This is a genomic window from Pseudomonas sp. LBUM1657 (genome assembly GCF_059716075.1).
In genome coordinates this window covers 5,527,460-5,545,286 of the sequence record NZ_CP166799.1, presented here as the reverse complement: position 1 = coordinate 5,545,286, position 17,827 = coordinate 5,527,460, and the positions used below count along the sequence as shown (strand labels likewise).

Here is a 17,827-nt window from a genome sequence, read left to right as displayed (position 1 = left end):
CTTTGGGTTACGGTGTTGCCTGTCGTCGGCCGCCGGGTGTGGTTATAATCGACCACTTTATGAGCAAGAAGCGCGTTATGCAGCTGGTTCGAGGCCTCCACAATCTGCGCCCCCAGCATCGGGGCTGTGTCGCCACTATTGGCAACTTTGACGGTGTTCACCGTGGTCACCAGGCAATCCTGGCGCGCCTGCGTGAGCGTGCGATCGAGTTGGGCGTGCCCAGCTGCGTGGTGATTTTCGAGCCGCAGCCCCGGGAGTTCTTCGCTCCGGACACGGCACCGGCTCGCCTGGCCCGTCTGCGGGACAAATTGCAGCTGCTGGCCGTGGAAGGTGTCGACCGGGTCCTGTGCCTGGCGTTCAATCAGCGACTGAGCAAGCTCAGCGCCAGCGAATTCGTCGATACTATTCTGTTGGACGGCCTTGGCGTACAGCACCTGGAGGTCGGTGACGACTTCCGATTCGGCTGTGACCGGGTAGGGGATTTCGATTTCCTGCAACAGGCTGGCGTCCTGCAGGGTTTTACCGTCGAAGCGGCGCAGACCGTCGAGCTGGACGGCATTCGCGTCAGCAGCACCCAGGTCCGCAATGCCCTGGCGGCTGCCGATTTTGCTTTGGCCGAGCGTTTGCTGGGTCGTCCGTTCCGGATTGCCGGGCGAGTCTTGCACGGCCAGAAGCTGGCGCGCCAACTGGGTACGCCCACGGCCAACATACAACTCAAGCGTCGTCGCGTGCCGTTGAGCGGGGTTTACCTGGTCAACGTCGACATCGACGGCAAGACCTGGCCAGGCGTCGCCAATATCGGCGTGCGGCCAACGGTTCAAGGTGATGGCAAAGCCCACCTCGAAGTACATCTTTTAGATTTTGCCGGCGATCTGTATGACCGGCGTTTGACGGTGGTTTTCCACCACAAGCTGCGTGAAGAGCAGCGTTTCGCCTCTCTGGAGGCGCTTAAGACGGCGATCAATGCGGATGTTGCCGCCGCCCGTGCCCTGTCGCACCTAGCGCCAATCGCTAATGAAGAGCCTTAAATGACCGACTATAAAGCCACGCTAAACCTTCCGGACACCGCCTTCCCAATGAAGGCCGGCCTGCCTCAGCGCGAACCGCAGATTCTGCAGCGCTGGGACAGCATTGGCCTGTACGGTAAGTTGCGCGAAATTGGCAAGGATCGTCCGAAGTTCGTTCTGCACGACGGTCCTCCGTACGCCAACGGCACGATTCACATCGGTCATGCGCTGAACAAGATTCTCAAGGACATGATCATCCGCTCGAAAACCCTGTCGGGTTTCGATGCGCCTTATGTTCCGGGCTGGGACTGCCACGGTCTGCCAATCGAGCACAAAGTCGAAGTGACCCACGGCAAAAACCTGGGCGCCGACAAGACCCGCGAACTTTGCCGTGCCTACGCCACCGAGCAGATCGAAGGCCAGAAATCCGAATTCATCCGTCTGGGCGTGTTGGGCGACTTCGCCAACCCGTACAAGACCATGGACTTCAAGAACGAGGCCGGTGAAATCCGCGCGCTCGCCGAAATCGTCAAGGGTGGTTTCGTGTTCAAGGGCTTGAAGCCTGTGAACTGGTGTTTCGACTGCGGTTCGGCCCTGGCTGAAGCGGAAGTCGAGTACGAAAACAAAAAGTCCTCGACCATCGACGTAGCCTTCCCGATTGCCGATGAAGCCGAGCTGGCTGCCGCTTTCGGTCTTCCGTCGCTGGGCAAGCCTGCTTCGATCGTGATCTGGACCACCACCCCGTGGACCATCCCGGCCAACCAGGCGCTGAACGTTCACCCGGAATTCAACTACGCCCTGGTCGATGTCGGCGACAAACTGCTGGTGTTGGCTGAAGAGCTGGTCGAGTCGTGCCTGGCCCGTTACAGCCTGGAAGGTTCGGTCATCGCGACCACTACCGGTAAAGCGCTGGAACTGATCAATTTCCGTCACCCGTTCTACGATCGCCTGTCGCCGGTTTACCTGGCCGACTACGTCGAACTGGGCGCTGGCACTGGTGTGGTTCACTCCTCGCCGGCCTACGGCGTAGACGACTTCGTGACCTGCAAGAAATACGGCATGGTCAACGACGACATCATCAATCCGGTGCAAAGCAACGGCGTTTACGTACCGTCGCTGGAGTTCTTCGGCGGCCAGTTCATCTGGAAGGCCAACCCGGCCATCGTCGACAAGCTGACCGAAGTCGGTGCGCTGCTGCACACCGAAACCATCGAACACAGCTACATGCACTGCTGGCGCCACAAGACCCCGCTGATCTACCGCGCCACCGCGCAGTGGTTCATCGGCATGGACAAAGAGCCAACCACTGGCGACACCCTGCGCCAGCGCGCGATCAAGGCTATCGAAGAGACCAAGTTCGTCCCGGCCTGGGGCCAGGCGCGTCTGCACTCGATGATCGCCAACCGTCCGGACTGGTGCATCTCCCGTCAGCGCAACTGGGGCGTGCCGATCCCGTTCTTCCTGAACAAGGAAAGCGGCGAATTGCATCCACGTACCGCCGAGCTGATGGAAGAAGTCGCCAAGCGCGTCGAAGTCGAAGGCATTGAAGCCTGGTTCAAGATGGACGCCGCCGAGTTGCTCGGTGACGAAGCGCCGCAGTATGACAAGATCAGCGACACCCTGGACGTCTGGTTCGATTCGGGGACCACGCACTGGCACGTCCTGCGCGGTTCGCACCCGATGGGCCACGACAACGGTCCACGTGCCGACCTGTACCTGGAAGGCTCGGACCAACACCGCGGCTGGTTCCACTCGTCGTTGCTGACTGGTTGCGCCATCGACAACCACGCTCCGTACCGCGAACTGCTGACTCACGGTTTCACCGTCGACGAGTCCGGCCGCAAGATGTCCAAGTCCCTGGGCAACGTGATCGCGCCGCAAAAGGTCAACGACACCCTGGGCGCCGACATCATGCGTCTGTGGGTTGCCTCTACCGATTACTCGGGTGAAATGGCGGTTTCCGAGCAGATCCTGCAACGCAGTGCGGACGCCTACCGGCGTATCCGTAACACCGCGCGCTTCCTGCTCTCGAACCTGACCGGTTTCAACCCGGCCACCGACATCCTGCCAGCCGAAGAAATGCTGGCGCTGGACCGTTGGGCCGTGGACCGCACCCTGCTGCTGCAACGCGAACTGCAAGAGCACTACGGCGAATACCGCTTCTGGAACGTCTACTCCAAGATCCACAACTTCTGCGTGCAGGAGCTGGGCGGTTTCTACCTGGACATCATCAAGGACCGTCAGTACACCACTGGCGCCAACAGCAAGGCCCGCCGTTCGGCGCAAACCGCGCTGTACCACATCTCCGAAGCGCTGGTGCGCTGGATCGCGCCGATCCTGGCATTCACCGCGGACGAACTGTGGGAATACCTGCCGGGCGAGCGCAACGAATCGGTGATGCTCAACACCTGGTACGAAGGGCTGACCGAACTGCCGGAAGGCGTCGAGCTGGACCGCGCCTACTGGGAGCGGATCATGGCGGTGAAGGTGGCGGTCAACAAGGAAATGGAAATCCAGCGCGCGGCCAAGGCTGTCGGTGGCAACCTGCAAGCCGAAGTGACGCTGTTCGCCGAAGAAGCCCTGAGCGCCGACCTGGCCAAGCTGAGCAACGAACTGCGCTTCGTGCTGATCACCTCGACCGCCAGTGTTGCACCGCTCGTGCAAGCGCCGGCGGACGCGGTGGTCACTGAAGTTGCCGGTCTGAAGCTCAAAGTAGTCAAGTCGAGCCACGCCAAGTGCGCCCGTTGCTGGCACTGCCGTGAAGACGTCGGCGTGAACCCGGAACATCCGGAAATCTGCGGTCGTTGCGTCGACAACATCAGCGGCGCTGGCGAGGTTCGTCACTATGCCTAATGGTGTTGGCCGTTTCGGACGGCTGAGCTGGCTTTGGTTGAGTTTGCTGGTCCTGGTCATTGACCAGGCCAGCAAGTTTTACTTCGAAGGCTCGCTGAAGATGTACCAGCAAATCGTGGTGATCCCCGATTACTTCAGCTGGACCCTGGCTTACAACACGGGCGCGGCGTTCAGCTTTCTGGCCGATAGCTCAGGCTGGCAGCGCTGGTTGTTTGCCCTGATCGCGGTCGTGGTCAGTGTCGTGCTGGTGGTCTGGCTCAAGCGTCTTGGGCGCAACGAAACCTGGCTGGCCGTCGCACTGGCGCTGGTGCTGGGTGGTGCGCTGGGCAATCTGTATGACCGTATTGCCTACGGCCATGTGATCGATTTCATTCTGGTGCATTGGCAGAACCGCTGGTATTTCCCGGCGTTCAACTTTGCCGACAGTGCAATTACCGTCGGTGCCGTGATGCTGGCACTGGATATGTTCAAAAGTAAGAAGACCGGAGAAACCGTTCATGACTGAACAGGTATTGGCTGAGCAACGCATCCGCCAGAACACGGAAGTCACCTTGCACTTTGCATTGCGCCTGGAGAACGGCGACACCGTCGACAGTACCTTCGACAAGGCACCGGCGACCTTCAAGGTCGGTGATGGCAACCTGTTGCCAGGTTTCGAAGCAGCACTGTTCGGCTTCAAGGCTGGCGACAAGCGTACGCTGACGATTGCGCCGGAAAGCGCTTTTGGCCAGCCTAACCCGCAAAACGTACAGATCATCCCGCGCTCGCAGTTCAAGGACATGGAACTGTCGCCGGGCTTGTTGGTGATCTTCAACGATGCGGCCAATACTGAGCTGCCTGGCGTTGTGAAAGAGTTCGATGATGCGCAAGTGACCATCGACTTCAACCACCCGCTGGCCGGCAAGACATTGACCTTTGACGTTGAGATCATCAGCGTAATATCGCTGTAACTGACCAAATTCGGTCTAGTGTGGGAGCGGGCTTGCTCGCGAAGGCGTAGTGTCAGTCAACATCAATGTTGAATGTGCAGCCCTCTTCGTGAGCAAGCCCGCTCCTACATTAAGTTTTTCACTGTTTTCGCTATTTCTTGCGCGCAAGACACGAGGCACAGCATGCAAATCAAACTCGCCAACCCCCGTGGCTTCTGCGCCGGTGTGGACCGGGCGATCGAAATCGTCAACCGCGCCCTGGAAGTCTTCGGGCCGCCGATTTATGTGCGCCACGAAGTGGTTCACAACAAGTTCGTCGTCGAAGACCTGCGCGCTCGCGGAGCGATCTTCGTCGAAGAGCTGGATCAGGTGCCGGATGACGTCATCGTGATCTTCAGTGCCCATGGGGTTTCCCAGGCTGTGCGTACCGAAGCAGCCGGTCGTGGCCTGAAGGTGTTCGACGCAACCTGCCCGCTGGTGACCAAGGTGCACATCGAAGTCGCGCGGTACAGCCGCGACGGCCGTGAGTGCATTCTCATCGGCCATGCCGGTCACCCGGAAGTCGAAGGCACCATGGGCCAGTACGATGCCAGCAACGGTGGTGCGATTTACCTGGTCGAAGACGAGAAAGACGTTGCTGCGTTGCAAGTGAACAACCCGGAAAAACTGGCGTTCGTAACCCAGACCACCTTGTCCATGGACGACACCAGCCGCGTCATCGACGCCCTGCGTACGCGCTTCCCGGCCATCGGTGGACCGCGCAAGGACGACATCTGCTACGCCACACAAAACCGTCAGGACGCGGTCAAGCAACTGGCCGACGAATGCGACGTGGTGTTGGTGGTCGGCAGCCCGAACAGCTCCAACTCCAATCGCCTGCGTGAACTCGCTGAGCGCATGGACACCCCGGCTTACCTGATCGACGGCGCTGAAGACCTGCAAAAGAGCTGGTTTGATGGTGTCGAGCGGATCGGCATCACCGCGGGAGCCTCCGCACCAGAAGTCCTGGTCCGTGGCGTGATCCAACAGTTGCAGGCGTGGGGCGCTACCGGTGCCGATGAGTTGGCTGGTCGCGAGGAAAACATCACGTTCTCCATGCCTAAAGAGCTACGGGTCCGCTCGCTGCTCTGAGTTTTCTCCTCCCACGCATAACGCCTGCGCAGTCTTTTTGTTGCGCAGGCTGACGCGACCGCTCGGGGCCAGCACCACCTGGAGCTGACTCACCGGCTCGCGGGCTGCGCAAATGTGTAATGTTCCCGATTGAAAGCCCCCGTACAACGGTTCGCCCAGATGGCTGAATCGTACGGCGGTCTTGACGTAGTGATTGCCGAAAATCGGCACCCGAGTGCCACTCTGGCGCTCGACCAGCAGAGGATTGCTGCTGTCCTCATGCCCTTTGCCATTCTCATCCAGAATAATTCGCCAGCCCTGGCCCCAGTCCCCGTTGATGCCGTGAATGACAACTGTCTGGTTGCGCGCGATCGCTTCGCTTCTGGCGCTGCGCATACCTCCGACAAGAGAGTACGCTGCCTCCTCACGCTGGTTCGATTCCGCGAGCGCAGCGACCGCCGGACTGACCAGGTGCAGAACAATCCCGACAATCGTCAGTCCCATGAGCAGTTCGATCAGGCTGAAACCTTGCTGATGCATGACCTCTCCCTCCCTGGAGTGCGGCAGCCCGCGCGATCCCTGCGCGAGTAATGGCAAAACAGCCGAACATCTGCCGGTCGAATGTTCTAGCGTGTAGAAGCAGGTATAGCCGACGGCAACGGAGGGCACCGATGGATCATCGTACAAAAGGTTTCACGCTGATCGAGTTGCTGGTCGCGCTCGCGGTTTTTCTGGTCCTGATCACCCTGGCTGTTCCGGCGTTTACCCGTTCGGTGCAAGGCACCAAGGCCGACACCGAGATCGGCGATCTGCAACGCGGTCTGAATTTCGCCCGGCTTGAAGCGATCGACCGGGGCGTCACCACCCGTATTCGGCCGACGGCGGGTGGCGCGGTCTGGACTGGGGAATTGACGGTTTATGACGGTACTGGCAATCCGGCCAATATATTGCGGGTTGTTCCAGCGATGAGCAGCGGGGCAACTCTGACGCTAACCTCTGGAGTGACCGCCATCGATTTCAACAATCTGGGCGGCTTGTCGGCACCGTCTACGGCGGTGGTGATCAGTTATGTACTGGGGGCGCAAAGCAGGACGCTGAACGTGTGTTTGAACGGACGAATTCTATTGGGTGGAAGTTGCGGATGAGGGGATGGAGCAAGCGTGCACAGGAGGGCATGACGCTGATCGAAGTCTTGGTTGCGTTGTTGATTCTGAGCGTGGGCCTGTTGGGGGCAGCGGCAATTCAGCTGAATGCGCTGAAATACACTGACAGTTCGCGGATGACCAGTCAGGCCAGTTTTATCGCCTACGACATGATGGACCGCATTCGCGCCAACTCCGGCGCCGACTACACCGTCACGCCACCGACCTCGGGGAACTTGAGCGTCGCGCGGGATCAGGACCTCTACGACTTCACCACCAACATCGTCAGCTTCGGCGGCGCCACCGCTACCGGCAGTGTTGCTCTCAACCAGCGGGTATACACCATCACCATCACCTGGGACGACTCGCGGGCCGCGAACACCGCTAATTCGCGTCGTAGCTTCGTCCTCACCAGTCGCGCTACCGTCGACCCGGTGGCAACCCCGTGAGCCGCTTCAATAGAGGCTTCGGCCTGATCGAGTTACTGATCGCCCTCGCGCTAAGCCTGGTTGTGGTCCTGGGCGTTGCACAGATCTTCATCGCATCGAAGAACACCTACGTCAGCCAGAACACGGCTGCGAGCATGCAGGAAGACGCGCGTTTCGTGCTAAGCAAGTTGATTCAGGAAATCCGCATGGTCGGTATGTTCGGCTGCCTGGGGACGATCACCGATGCCAGTTCGGCAGGTGATTTCAACGCTGTACAGGTCACGCCGATCAGTTGGGACAACGCCAACCTCAAGCTGACGATGGTGACCGCCGATGTCGGCAGCAATGGCGGGACGCCGAACTGGACGGTGGTTTCCGACTGTCGAAACACGGCGACGGCGTACACCGGCGTGCGGAGTCCCGCATCGGGGCAATTGGCATTTCCGATTCGGCGGCTGATCTACAGCTTGAAGAATGGGCAACTGACAATGGGTGTCGGCCCCGGTACGCCGACACAGCAGGTGCTGGTGGACCACGTCAGTGCCTTCGAGGTGAGCTTCGGTCTCGCCAGTTCGGCCACCGATTCGGCGGCCTCCAGTTACAGCACCAATCCGTCGGACCCCGCGCGCATCCGGAGTGTGCGCCTGAAATTGACGCTTACCGACCCGAACAACCGGGTACGCAATCAAACCTTCAACGTGGTTGCCGCATTACGCAACCGGTTGCCATGAGGGGAGGGCCGATGAATTTTTCACCCATGACCACCCACTCCCAGCGCGGCATGGCGCTGCTGGTCAGCCTGGTGTTTCTCCTGTTGCTGACGTTGATTGGTCTTTCATCCATGCAGAACGCCACGCTGCAGGAAAAAATGGCCGGTAGCGTGACCTTGCGCAATCAGTCATTCCAGAGCGCCGAAGCCGCGTTGCGCATCGGCGAAAGTGCGGTGCAAGTGGACACCTATACGTTGCCGGTCTGCAGCGGCACCAGCCAATGCGCGCCGCCGGCCGAGTCGTCTTCAATCACCGCTGCCGGCTTCAATTCCACCTCGGGGGTGACGTGGATCGCCGCCGGCAACGGTTATTACGGTGTGCAGAATATCGGCACCACCCTGACCGCCGTGAATGTGCCGAGCAACACCTCGGCAACGCTGTACCGGGTGACCGCCGTAGGTTTCCCGGGCACCTCGCGTAACTCACGCAGTGTGGTGGAGAGTATTTATGCGAAGTACTGAGAGGCGCGCCGGGTTGTGGCAGCTGCTTTGCGGCATGCTGGCGGGTCTTTATCTGTCGGCGCCGGCATATGCCTTCACACCCTCGGAATCACCCCTGTTGAGCGCCGCTGCAGTCGCGCCGAACGTGATGCTGTTGATCGATGACTCGGGGAGCATGAACAACATCATTTGGGCGCCGGGTTTCGATCCGAGGGTCAACCGTGCGCAGATCGCCAATTGCAGTTCCAACACATCATGTTTCAGTGGTCAGGGTCTGGACATGAGCGATACCAATATCATCCTGTCGAGCCTCAATCGTGGAGGCTGTTCCACCAGCGGCAACTGGTATGGTTTTTATCGCGGTTTTCTAGGTCTCTCGTCTATCTGCCTGAAGTTACCGGACCCTGTTGGCAATGAAAACACGCGTTATACGGCTAACTATTTGTCATACCTGGTGGGCTTGGCGAATGGCTCTGACCGGAATTTCACCACTGGAACCGGGGCGATTCCCAACGAATACCGAATGAACGTAGCGAAGGAAGTTTCCACCGAACTGGTCAACAGTAATCGCGAGCTGCGTATCGGGCTGGCGACGTTCAATCCGCCCACCGGCAGTAACTCCGGTCCCGGCGGGTTTATTGCCCGCGCTGTCAGTGATCTGTCTCCTGTCGGCAGCGTCACCCAAGGTCAGGCGCAAACTAACTTCAATAACCTGATTTCATCGATCGATGGTTTGAGCGCAATCGCCAATACCCCGTTGGCTGAGGCTTACTACGAGATCACCCGGTACATGCGCGGCCTGGCGCCGTACTACAACTCGACACCTTCCACCTATACCAGCCCGATCCAGTATCGCTGCCAGAAAAACTATGGCGTGGTGATCACCGATGGCTTGCCGACGTTTGACCGGACGTTTCCGACCTCCGATCCGCTGGGTGGTGCTCGTTTGCCCAACTGGGATGGCGTGAATAACGATGGCGACAACCTGAGCGGTGACACTGAAGGCGACACCTTGTATCTGGACGACATCGCCAAGTTCGCCTTCGACATCGACATGCGCACAACCGGTACCGATGCCTCCGGCAAAAACTGGAATGCCGTGGACTTCCCCAAGCAGAACATGAACACCTACACCGTAGGTTTCACCGCCGCGAACCAGATGTTGTCGGACGCCGCCACTTACGGTCAGGGCAAGTATTACCAGGCCACCGATAGTGCCGGCCTCAACGCCGCGTTGTCGTCCGCACTGAGCGACATCACCTCCAAGGCGGGCTCCGGCGGCAGTGGCGTCACCAGCAGCACCACACTGGCCAGCGGCACACAATACTTCCAGACCAGTTACGATCCCAAGGACTGGCGCGGAACGATCAAGTCTTACGGTTTTACCTCCAGCGGCGCGGTCAATACCGCTTCGGTGCTGTGGACCACCGACACCGCCATCGTGCCCGGAGCCACGGCCCCGACCTATCAATCCTGGAACACCCTGACCAACGCCGCCGTGACACTGGCCTTTAGCAATTTCTCCCCGGCCCAGCAGACATCCCTCAGCCAGAGTTTGCCCACGGGCATCACCGGCAGCGACCTGGTGGAGTGGAGCAAGGGCACCAACAAGACCGGTCTGAAAGTGCGCAGTGTGCTACTTGGCGACATCATCAATTCACCCTTGGCGCTGGCTTCACCCACGGATAAAACCGCATCCGATCTGTCGGGCGACACCACCTACAGCACCTACCTGGCCACCAAAGCGACCAACATGAGCGCCAGCCTCGTGGTGAACGCCAACGACGGCTTTGTAAACGTCATCAACACGAGCAATGGCGCCCGGCGTTACGCCTACATGCCTTCCAGCGTGTTGCCATCGCTGCGTTTGATCGCCGATACCAACTATATCAACGGCGTCAGTCACAAGTTTCTGGTGGACGGCCAGGTGGGTGTGTTCGATGCCCAGCTCAACAGCGCCTGGAAAACTTTGGCATTGGGCGGAACAGGGGCGGGAGGCAGGACCTTCTACGCGTTGCAGTTGTTCGACGCCTCAGCGGGCAATGTGACCAAGGCGCTCTGGGAGATCAGCGCGCCGACCACCGCCAATACCGCGAACGTTTTCAATGATCTGGGTTATGCCTACGCCCGCCCGGAAGTGGCACGCTTGGCCGACGGTCGATGGGCAGCGTTCATTTCCAATGGTTATGGCAGCAATTCGGGAGTGGCGGCGTTGTACGTGGTGGATATCCGCGACGGTTCTCTGATCAAGAAAATCGTCGTCGACAGCACTGAAACCACTAATGGCCTGTCCTCGGTGGAACTCAAGGTCAACTCGCAGAATGTGGTGCAGGCAGCCTATGGCGGCGACTTGAAGGGGCGGCTATGGAAGTTTGATTTGAGTGGCACCACCACGGACACCTGGCGCGTCGCATTCTCCGGCAAGCCGTTGTTTACCACCGCTGGCGGTGCCAGCCAGCCGATCACCACGCAGCCATTGCTGGCGGACAACGCTCTGGGCGGCAAGGAAGTATTTTTCGGCACCGGTAAATTCAATGAGACTGCCGACAAGACCAACAAGGATTTGCAGGCGTTTTACGCCGTATGGGATGCGGACGGTGGCTCCGGGCAGATCACCACGTCCAGTTTGCAGGCCCAGGCGGTGACGGGGGTGTTTTCCGGCAGCAGCGGGCAATTCATCACCACCAGCCAGAACGAGGTGACCTATCCGGCGGAGAAAGGCTGGTACCTGCCGCTGGTGTACAGCAGCGCGCTGACCGGCGAACGGGTGATCAACCAAGCCAGTCTGGTGCTGGGGCGGATTGTCTTTACCACGGCCAGTGTGGACACCACTGACCCCTGTGCCAGCTTCGGTACCGGCAAATTGGTCGAACTGGATGCGTTCAGCGGTAAGATGCTCAACTACGCGGTGCTCGACAGCAATGGCGACGGGTTGGTCGACAGCACTGACACGGTGTCCAGCGGGGTGATCTTTACCGGCGGTATCCCGACCCTGAACGCCATCGTCAACGGCGCGAGCCGCAAGATCGTGAACGATTCCAGTGGCGGCATTTCCACCCTGGTGGAAAAATCCGGTGGTGGCAGCCGCCGTATCATGTGGCGACAAATACAGTAAGTGAGAGTTGAGGCATGCGCAGATCCAACCGAGGTTTTACCCTGATCGAAATCATGATCGTGATTGCGATCATCGGGATTGTCATCACCATTGGCTACCCAAGCCTCACCGAATACGTGAAAAAAGGCCGTCGCACCGAAGTGGCCGGGCTGCTCTCCGAGCAGGCGCAAATTCTTGAACGGTTTTACTCGAAGAATAATGTCTACACCAATGCCACCGGCCTCAGCGCCGGCAACGACTTCTACACCATCACCCCGACCCTGACCGACCAGACCTTCCTGCTGACGGCGGCGCGCAAGTCTGGCACAGCCATGGCGACTGACAAATGTGGGGATTTCACCCTCACCAACACAGGCGTCAGAGGCATGGCGGGTGCGACGAGCGGCCTGACTACCAAGGATTGCTGGGGTCGCTGAGTTTTTTTTCGGACGCCTTTTGCGTCCTCTGTCTATTTATCGGTTGGATCAGAACATGACCAGGCAACAGCAAGTGGTGATTGTCGGCGGCGGGGTGATTGGTTTGCTGACGGCATTCAATCTGGCGTCCGAAGTGCAGAGCGTTGTGCTGCTGGATCGCTCGAACGTCGGTCAGGAGTCATCCTGGGCCGGTGGTGGCATCGTTTCGCCGCTCTACCCGTGGCGCTACAGCCCGGCGGTCACCGCGTTGGCTCACTGGTCCCAGGATTTTTATCCACAGTTGGGCGAGCGGCTGTTTGCTGCTACCGGTGTCGATCCCGAGGTGCATACCACCGGGTTGTACTGGCTGGATCTGGATGATGAAGCTGAGGCTCTGGCCTGGGCCAAGCGGGAAAACCGACCGTTGCGGGCTGTGGATATCTCGGCGGCGCACGACGCAGTACCGGTGCTGGGTACAGGGTTTTCGCGCGCTATCTACATGGCCGATGTGGCGAACGTGCGTAATCCGCGGCTGGTGAAATCTCTCAGGGCGGCATTGCTGGCACTGCCGAACGTGACGATTCATGAACACTGCGAAGTCAGCGGTTTTATCCGCGAAGGCGCTACGGTGGTTGGCGTACAAACTTCCACGGGGCCTGTTCATGGTGATCAAGTGGTTCTGACCGCAGGTGCCTGGAGCGGTGATTTACTCAAAAGCCTGGGGCTGGACTTGCCGGTCGAGCCGGTGAAAGGACAGATGATTCTCTACAAGTGCGCTGCGGACTTCCTGGCGAGCATGGTGCTGGCCAAGGGGCGTTATGCAATCCCCCGGCGCGACGGGCACATTCTGATTGGCAGTACGCTGGAGCATGAAGGCTACGACAAGACGCCGACCGGCTCTGCGTTGGAGAGTCTGAAGGCGTCGGCGATCGAATTGATTCCCGCTCTGGCCGATGCCGAGGTGGTCGGGCATTGGGCCGGGTTGCGACCGGGTTCGCCAGAGGGGATTCCTTACATTGGCCGGGTGCCGGGGTTTGATGGGCTCTGGCTCAATTGCGGGCATTACCGCAACGGGTTGGTGCTGGCGCCGGCGTCGTGTCAGTTGTTTGCGGATGTGATGCTGGGGCGTGAGCCGATTATTGATCCTGCGCCCTATGCCCCGACCGGGCGAATCTGATCGCAGAGTCTTTGTTGTCTGTCAGATAGTCTTCGCGAGCAAGCCCGCTCCCACAGTTGATCTTTGCCATTCACAAATAATGTGTTCGCATAAGATCCAATGTGGGAGCGGGCTTGCTCGCGAAAGGGCCCTCAATCCAGTCCCAATTTCTTGAGCCGATATCGCATCGACCTGAATGAAAGATTCAACCGCTGAGCTGCCGCCGTGCGATTCCAGCGGGTTTCTTCCAGGGCCTGGAGAATGAGTTTGCGTTCAACGTTTTCCAGATAGTCTTCCAGATTGTCGATCTGCGTCAGGTCCGGTACGCCCCCTTCCGGGTTGCAGTTGCCTTCTGCCAGGCGCAGATCGCTGGCTTCGATCTGCTTGTTTTCGCACAAGGTGTGAGCTCGTTCGAGCATGTTTTCAAGTTCCCGCACGTTGCCCGGAAAGCGGTAGCTTTTCAGCGCATCCAGCGCTTGTGGGTGGAGTTTTGCCGCGGGTTGGCCAGTGCCAGCTGCCAGGCGCTTGAGCACATGACTGGCCAGAAGTTCGATGTCATCGCGGCGTTCGCGCAAGGGCGGAACCCGTAGCTCGATCACGTTCAGCCGGTAGTACAAATCCTGGCGAAAACGCTCGGCGGCGACTTCGGCGTCGAGGTCTTTGTGGGTCGCGCAGAGTATGCGTACATCGACCACGACTTCCTGCTGCCCTCCGACACTGCGCACGGCTTTCTCCTGAATCGCCCGCAGCAGCTTGACCTGCATCGCCAACGGCAAATCAGCCACTTCGTCGAGGAACAGGGTGCCGCCGTGGGCGGCCTGGAACAGTCCGGGTTTGTCTTCAAAGGCACCGCTGAAGCTGCCTTTGCGATGCCCGAAGAATTCACTTTCCATCAGTTCCGATGGGATCGCCCCGCAATTGACCGGGATGAACGGTTGGTTGGCACGTGGCCCTTGCTCGTGGATCAGCCGGGCGACCAATTCCTTGCCGCTGCCGGATTCGCCGCTGATATACACCGGCGCCTGGCTGCGGGCCAGTTTGTCGATGTGTTTGCGCAGGGCGCGCATGGGCAGTGAGTCGCCCAGCAGTCGGCGATCGATGGCGATACCAGTGCCGCCGGGCGCAGGCAACCGCAGGGCGCTGCTGACCAGTTCCCGCAAACGGGTAAGGTCCACCGGTTTGGTCAGGAAATCGAAGGCGCCGGCCTTGAGGGCATTGATCGCCGTTTCCAGGTTGCCGTAAGCGGTGATCATAGCCACCGGTACGTGTGGGTAGCGTTGCTGGATGTGTTGCACCAGTTCAAGGCCGGTGCCATCCGGCAGGCGCATATCGGTCAGGCACAGGTCGAATGTTTCTCGCATCAGCAGGGCCTGGGCTTCGCCAAGGTTACGGGCGCTGAAGGTATCGAGTTTCATTCTTCCCAGGGTGATTTCCAGGAGTTCGCGGATATCCGGCTCGTCGTCGACGATCAGGACTTTTTGCTGTGGGCTGATGTTCAACTTTGTTTCCGTCCGTGAGCAAAGGTGATGCGAAAGCAGCCGCCGCCTTGGCGTGGATTGAAGTCTAGGCGGGCCTGGTTGCTTTCGCACAGCTCACGGGACAGATACAGCCCCAGGCCAGTGCCTTGAGTGCTGGTGGTGAAGAAGGGTTCGAACAGATGTGGCTGATGATCCGGCGCCACGCCGGGACCATTGTCCAGGATTTCCAGGACCGGAAGCTGGCTGTCGGGGGCGATAAACAGCTCAAGCCAGACCTGCGCCTGATCGTGGGTCAGGGCGCTATGGCGCCAGGCGTTGCGTAACAGATTGTCGAGAATCTGCGTCAACTGGTTCGGATCCATCAGTGTTTTGAAGTCTCCCGAGCCGATATGCAGGTGTATCCGTTGACCCTCAGTCGCGCGTTCCCGGGTTTCGGCGACGAACTGTTCCAGCCACGGCTTCAGATCAAGCCGTTGCGGTACGGTTTGCTGGCGGCGGGACAGTTGCAGGACGTTTTCGATTACCCGATTCATTCGCTGAGAGTGGTCTTGAATAATCTGCGTCAGACGCCGATCCGCGCCGTTCAGTTCCTCTGATTCCTGTAATAGCTGCGCGGCATGACTGATGGCGCCCAATGGATTGCGGATTTCATGAGCAATACCTGCAGTCAGATGGCCAAGGGCGGCGAGTTTCAATTGCTGGGCCTGTTGCGCGATTTGAGCGAGGTCTTCGAGAAAAACCAGGGTCTGGTGGTGTGGACTTTGGTCCAGGGCAATGAAACTCGGCTGCAGCTCCAGACCGCTGTTGACGGCTTTCAGGCTCTGGGGGCGCAGCGTCGGGTTGTTGAGCCACAGTTGCAGGCGTTCGACCAGGGTGGGTGAGTGGTCGTCGATCAGTTCGCCTTCGAGGCTGTCGCGCCCCAACATGGCCAACGCGCTGTGGTTGGCCAGTTGAACCCGCCGCTGGTCGTCGAGCACCAGGATGCCGGTGCGCATGCGTTGCAGGATCAGCGCATTAAGGTTCTCGAGGCCGACGACTTCGCTGGCCCGCTGCTCGGCCAGGGTTTCGCTGACCTCCAGTCGCCGAATCAGTCCCTGTACCAGCAATGCAGCGGCAAAACACAGGGCGCCGAGCGTGCCGACTTGCAGGTAGTCACTGGGGCGGGTCGGGTGGTTGAAGCTCAGAAAGAAACTCAAGCCGACGATGCCGATGGCGGCAACGGCTGCTATCGACAAGCCGATGCGTCTGCGCAGCAGGGTATTGCCGATGGCCACCGAGACGATCAATAGATTGCCGATGGCGCTGGCCACGCCGCCAGCGGCATAGAACAGACCGCACAGCAGCAGGACGTCAACCAGCGCCAGGCTGAACAGCTGCGCCGGGCGGCGGGTGTTCTCGAGGAAAACCACCAACAGGATGTTGAACACCAGGTACAACCAGCTGCCACTGCGTAGCAAGTTGTCATTGGCGGAGGTCAGCAACTGGTTGTCCATGTTGCTGGAGATCAGCAGCACCAGGGTGATGCCGACGCTCAAACGGTAAAGATGATAGAGACGCAGCAGTCGCTGGGCCTGTTTGCTGCCGGGACTGGACGTCTCAGCGATCACTGGAGCCCGGGCCTTGCTCAAGGTGAGCCTGGCTGCAATACCACTGTTGTTCAAGGTTAAGCGCGCGGTCACGGGGCAGGTGGACGCCGCAATGGGCGCAGCGGACCATGGGCGCTGCCTCCAGCTCGGCAGAGGACTTGGGCGCGGAAACCTGGCCCTTGAACTTGCGCCAGAACCATACCGCAGCGGCAATCAGAGCGATCCAGAACAATAAACGAAGCATGATGAGCAGCTTTTTGGCTAGTGATCATGCAGTTTAGCCACTGACATGATCAGCGCACAGCGTAATAAATCGCCGCCATAAAAAAGGGAGACTCAAGCGTCTCCCTTTTTGCGCAACCGGTGGTGTCAGTCGAACACACCGAAGGTCATGTAGCTGAACCACGAGCGGTCTTCGTTGTTGCCTTCCGCTTCGTGTTCCTCTTCCTCGATCACATCGCCGTCTGCATCTTTAGGCTTGAGTTCGTTCGGAATCGCGTCCTTGGCATCCTGGAACTGCTTCTGCACGTCCTGGTTGGCGCGGGTTTCGCCCGGCGGCAGCGGCGGACGGGACTCGATCAGGCCCAGGGTCGCCTTGCTCAACCACGAGCGGTTGTCGGCTTCGTCTACCGATGGCACGAACTGACCGTCCACCAGGCTTGGGTGGTTCGGGTAGTTGAGCTTCAGGGTTTCGAGGCTGGTAGCGGCCAGGTCGTCCAGGTGCAGACGTTGGTAGGCTTCGGTCATCACCGCCAGGCCGTCACCGACCGAAGGTGTTTCCTGGAAGTTTTCCACCACGTAACGACCACGGTTCGCGGCGGCGACATAGGCCTGACGGGTCAGGTAGTAGTCGGCAACGTGAATTTCGTAGGCGGCCAGCAGGTTGCGCAGGTAGATCATGCGCTGCTTGGCGTCCGGCGCGTAGCGGCTATTCGGGAAGCGGCTGGTCAGCTGGGCGAACTCGTTGTAGGAGTCGCGAGCGGCACCCGGGTCACGCTTGGTCATGTCCAGCGGCAGGAAGCGCGCCAGCAGGCCAACGTCCTGGTCGAAAGACGTCAGACCCTTGAGGTAGTAAGCGTAATCCACGTTCGGATGCTGGGGGTGCAGACGAATGAAACGCTCGGCAGCGGACTTCGCAGCCTCTGGCTCGGTGTTCTTGTAGTTGGCGTAGATGAGCTCGAGTTGAGCCTGATCAGCATAGCGACCGAACGGATAACGCGACTCCAGGGCCTTCAGCTTGGCTGTGGCACTGGTGTAGTTATTGTTGTCCAGATCCTGCTGAGCCTGCTGGTACAGCTCGACTTCACTCAGGTTTTCGTCTACGACTTCCTTCGATGAGCAAGCAGCGGTCAATGCGAGGATGGCGATCAGCAGCAGGTGTTTCACTTGCATGGCGGCTTGCGTCCCTATGACGGCCG

17 protein-coding genes are annotated in these 17,827 nt (G+C 59.5%); 12 read left to right on the top strand and 5 right to left on the bottom strand.

The features are described from left to right. Positions 1–77: 77 nt before the first annotated feature. From ribF to ispH, 5 genes are all read left to right on the top strand, one after another. On the top strand, positions 78–1,028 hold the full coding sequence (ribF, locus tag ACA055_RS25645) for a bifunctional riboflavin kinase/FAD synthetase (RefSeq protein WP_497681146.1): 951 nt from the start codon (positions 78–80) through the stop codon (positions 1,026–1,028). Then, entirely contained in the window at positions 1,029–3,860 is a 2,832-nt protein-coding gene (gene ileS / locus ACA055_RS25640; RefSeq protein ID WP_497681145.1) for an isoleucine--tRNA ligase, read from the top strand. Beyond that, a complete protein-coding gene (gene lspA / locus ACA055_RS25635; RefSeq protein WP_497681144.1) occupies positions 3,853–4,365 on the top strand; it encodes a signal peptidase II in 513 nt (170 codons plus the stop codon). Before ileS ends, lspA begins: the two co-directional genes overlap by 8 nt. 7 nt (positions 4,366–4,372) lie before the next feature. Then, a complete protein-coding gene (fkpB, locus tag ACA055_RS25630; protein ID WP_497684489.1) occupies positions 4,373–4,810 on the top strand; it encodes an FKBP-type peptidyl-prolyl cis-trans isomerase in 438 nt (145 codons plus the stop codon). A gap of 162 nt (positions 4,811–4,972) precedes the next feature. Beyond that, on the top strand, positions 4,973–5,920 hold the full coding sequence (ispH, locus tag ACA055_RS25625; protein ID WP_497681143.1) for a 4-hydroxy-3-methylbut-2-enyl diphosphate reductase: 948 nt from the start codon (positions 4,973–4,975) through the stop codon (positions 5,918–5,920). Here the strand turns inward: ispH and ACA055_RS25620 are convergent. After that, positions 5,897–6,439 (bottom strand): GspH/FimT family pseudopilin, encoded by a 543-nt coding sequence (locus ACA055_RS25620; protein WP_497681142.1) that lies wholly within the window; start codon positions 6,437–6,439, stop codon positions 5,897–5,899. The two genes, ispH and ACA055_RS25620, sit on opposite strands and share 24 nt — an antisense overlap. Positions 6,440–6,570: 131 nt before the next feature. Here ACA055_RS25620 and ACA055_RS25615 point away from each other — a divergent pair, with 131 nt between their 5' ends. Genes ACA055_RS25615 through thiO form a run of 7 tightly spaced genes read left to right on the top strand, consistent with a single transcriptional unit; the run spans position 6,571 to position 13,366 of the window. Then, positions 6,571–7,044 carry a GspH/FimT family pseudopilin gene (locus ACA055_RS25615; RefSeq protein ID WP_497681141.1) on the top strand — a complete coding sequence of 158 codons (474 nt, stop codon included), beginning with the start codon at positions 6,571–6,573 and terminating at the stop codon, positions 7,042–7,044. Further along, the gene (gene pilV, locus ACA055_RS25610; protein WP_497681140.1) at positions 7,041–7,490 is read left to right on the top strand and encodes a type IV pilus modification protein PilV; all 450 of its coding nucleotides are present in this window, start codon (positions 7,041–7,043) and stop codon (positions 7,488–7,490) included. The genes ACA055_RS25615 and pilV overlap by 4 nt, the downstream gene beginning before the upstream one ends. Next, entirely contained in the window at positions 7,487–8,200 is a 714-nt protein-coding gene (locus ACA055_RS25605) for a PilW family protein (protein ID WP_497681139.1), read from the top strand. Before pilV ends, ACA055_RS25605 begins: the two co-directional genes overlap by 4 nt. Before the next feature lie 11 nt (positions 8,201–8,211). Continuing rightward, entirely contained in the window at positions 8,212–8,700 is a 489-nt protein-coding gene (locus ACA055_RS25600) for a pilus assembly PilX family protein (protein ID WP_497681138.1), read from the top strand. Next, positions 8,687–11,794 (top strand): pilus assembly protein, encoded by a 3,108-nt coding sequence (locus ACA055_RS25595; RefSeq protein WP_497681137.1) that lies wholly within the window; start codon positions 8,687–8,689, stop codon positions 11,792–11,794. Before ACA055_RS25600 ends, ACA055_RS25595 begins: the two co-directional genes overlap by 14 nt. Before the next feature lie 14 nt (positions 11,795–11,808). Further along, on the top strand, positions 11,809–12,210 hold the full coding sequence (locus ACA055_RS25590; protein WP_497681136.1) for a type IV pilin protein: 402 nt from the start codon (positions 11,809–11,811) through the stop codon (positions 12,208–12,210). A gap of 55 nt (positions 12,211–12,265) precedes the next feature. Then, the gene (gene thiO / locus ACA055_RS25585) at positions 12,266–13,366 is read left to right on the top strand and encodes a glycine oxidase ThiO (protein WP_497681135.1); all 1,101 of its coding nucleotides are present in this window, start codon (positions 12,266–12,268) and stop codon (positions 13,364–13,366) included. Between the two features lie 131 nt (positions 13,367–13,497). Here thiO and ACA055_RS25580 read toward each other — a convergent pair whose 3' ends face one another. The 4 genes from ACA055_RS25580 to ACA055_RS25565 all read right to left on the bottom strand — a co-directional run bounded on the left by ACA055_RS25580 (position 13,498) and on the right by ACA055_RS25565 (position 17,801). Then, positions 13,498–14,844, bottom strand: coding sequence for a sigma-54-dependent transcriptional regulator (locus ACA055_RS25580; protein ID WP_497681134.1), 1,347 nt, complete (start codon positions 14,842–14,844; stop codon positions 13,498–13,500). Next, positions 14,841–16,430 carry a sensor histidine kinase gene (locus ACA055_RS25575; protein WP_497681133.1) on the bottom strand — a complete coding sequence of 530 codons (1,590 nt, stop codon included), beginning with the start codon at positions 16,428–16,430 and terminating at the stop codon, positions 14,841–14,843. The genes ACA055_RS25580 and ACA055_RS25575 overlap by 4 nt, the downstream gene beginning before the upstream one ends. Continuing rightward, positions 16,420–16,653 carry a PP0621 family protein gene (locus ACA055_RS25570; protein ID WP_497681132.1) on the bottom strand — a complete coding sequence of 78 codons (234 nt, stop codon included), beginning with the start codon at positions 16,651–16,653 and terminating at the stop codon, positions 16,420–16,422. Before ACA055_RS25570 ends, ACA055_RS25575 begins: the two co-directional genes overlap by 11 nt. A gap of 125 nt (positions 16,654–16,778) precedes the next feature. Next, positions 16,779–17,801, bottom strand: coding sequence for an outer membrane protein assembly factor BamD (locus ACA055_RS25565; protein WP_497681131.1), 1,023 nt, complete (start codon positions 17,799–17,801; stop codon positions 16,779–16,781). Between the last annotated feature and the right edge of the window lie 26 nt (positions 17,802–17,827).

Excerpts from the sequence above, each read along its gene's own strand:
- ACA055_RS25570 (WP_497681132.1), bottom strand. The coding sequence starts at position 16,653 with ATGCTTCGTTTATTGTTCTGGATCGCTCTGATTGCCGCTGCGGTATGG.
- ribF (WP_497681146.1), top strand. The coding sequence starts at position 78 with ATGCAGCTGGTTCGAGGCCTCCACAATCTGCGCCCCCAGCATCGGGGC.
- ACA055_RS25595 (WP_497681137.1), top strand. The coding sequence starts at position 8,687 with ATGCGAAGTACTGAGAGGCGCGCCGGGTTGTGGCAGCTGCTTTGCGGC.
- ACA055_RS25590 (WP_497681136.1), top strand. The coding sequence starts at position 11,809 with ATGCGCAGATCCAACCGAGGTTTTACCCTGATCGAAATCATGATCGTG.
- ACA055_RS25565 (WP_497681131.1), bottom strand. The coding sequence starts at position 17,801 with ATGCAAGTGAAACACCTGCTGCTGATCGCCATCCTCGCATTGACCGCT.
- ACA055_RS25600 (WP_497681138.1), top strand. The coding sequence starts at position 8,212 with ATGAATTTTTCACCCATGACCACCCACTCCCAGCGCGGCATGGCGCTG.
- ACA055_RS25620 (WP_497681142.1), bottom strand. The coding sequence starts at position 6,439 with ATGCATCAGCAAGGTTTCAGCCTGATCGAACTGCTCATGGGACTGACG.
- ACA055_RS25615 (WP_497681141.1), top strand. The coding sequence starts at position 6,571 with ATGGATCATCGTACAAAAGGTTTCACGCTGATCGAGTTGCTGGTCGCG.
- thiO (WP_497681135.1), top strand. The coding sequence starts at position 12,266 with ATGACCAGGCAACAGCAAGTGGTGATTGTCGGCGGCGGGGTGATTGGT.
- ileS (WP_497681145.1), top strand. The coding sequence starts at position 1,029 with ATGACCGACTATAAAGCCACGCTAAACCTTCCGGACACCGCCTTCCCA.
- ispH (WP_497681143.1), top strand. The coding sequence starts at position 4,973 with ATGCAAATCAAACTCGCCAACCCCCGTGGCTTCTGCGCCGGTGTGGAC.
- pilV (WP_497681140.1), top strand. The coding sequence starts at position 7,041 with ATGAGGGGATGGAGCAAGCGTGCACAGGAGGGCATGACGCTGATCGAA.
- lspA (WP_497681144.1), top strand. The coding sequence starts at position 3,853 with ATGCCTAATGGTGTTGGCCGTTTCGGACGGCTGAGCTGGCTTTGGTTG.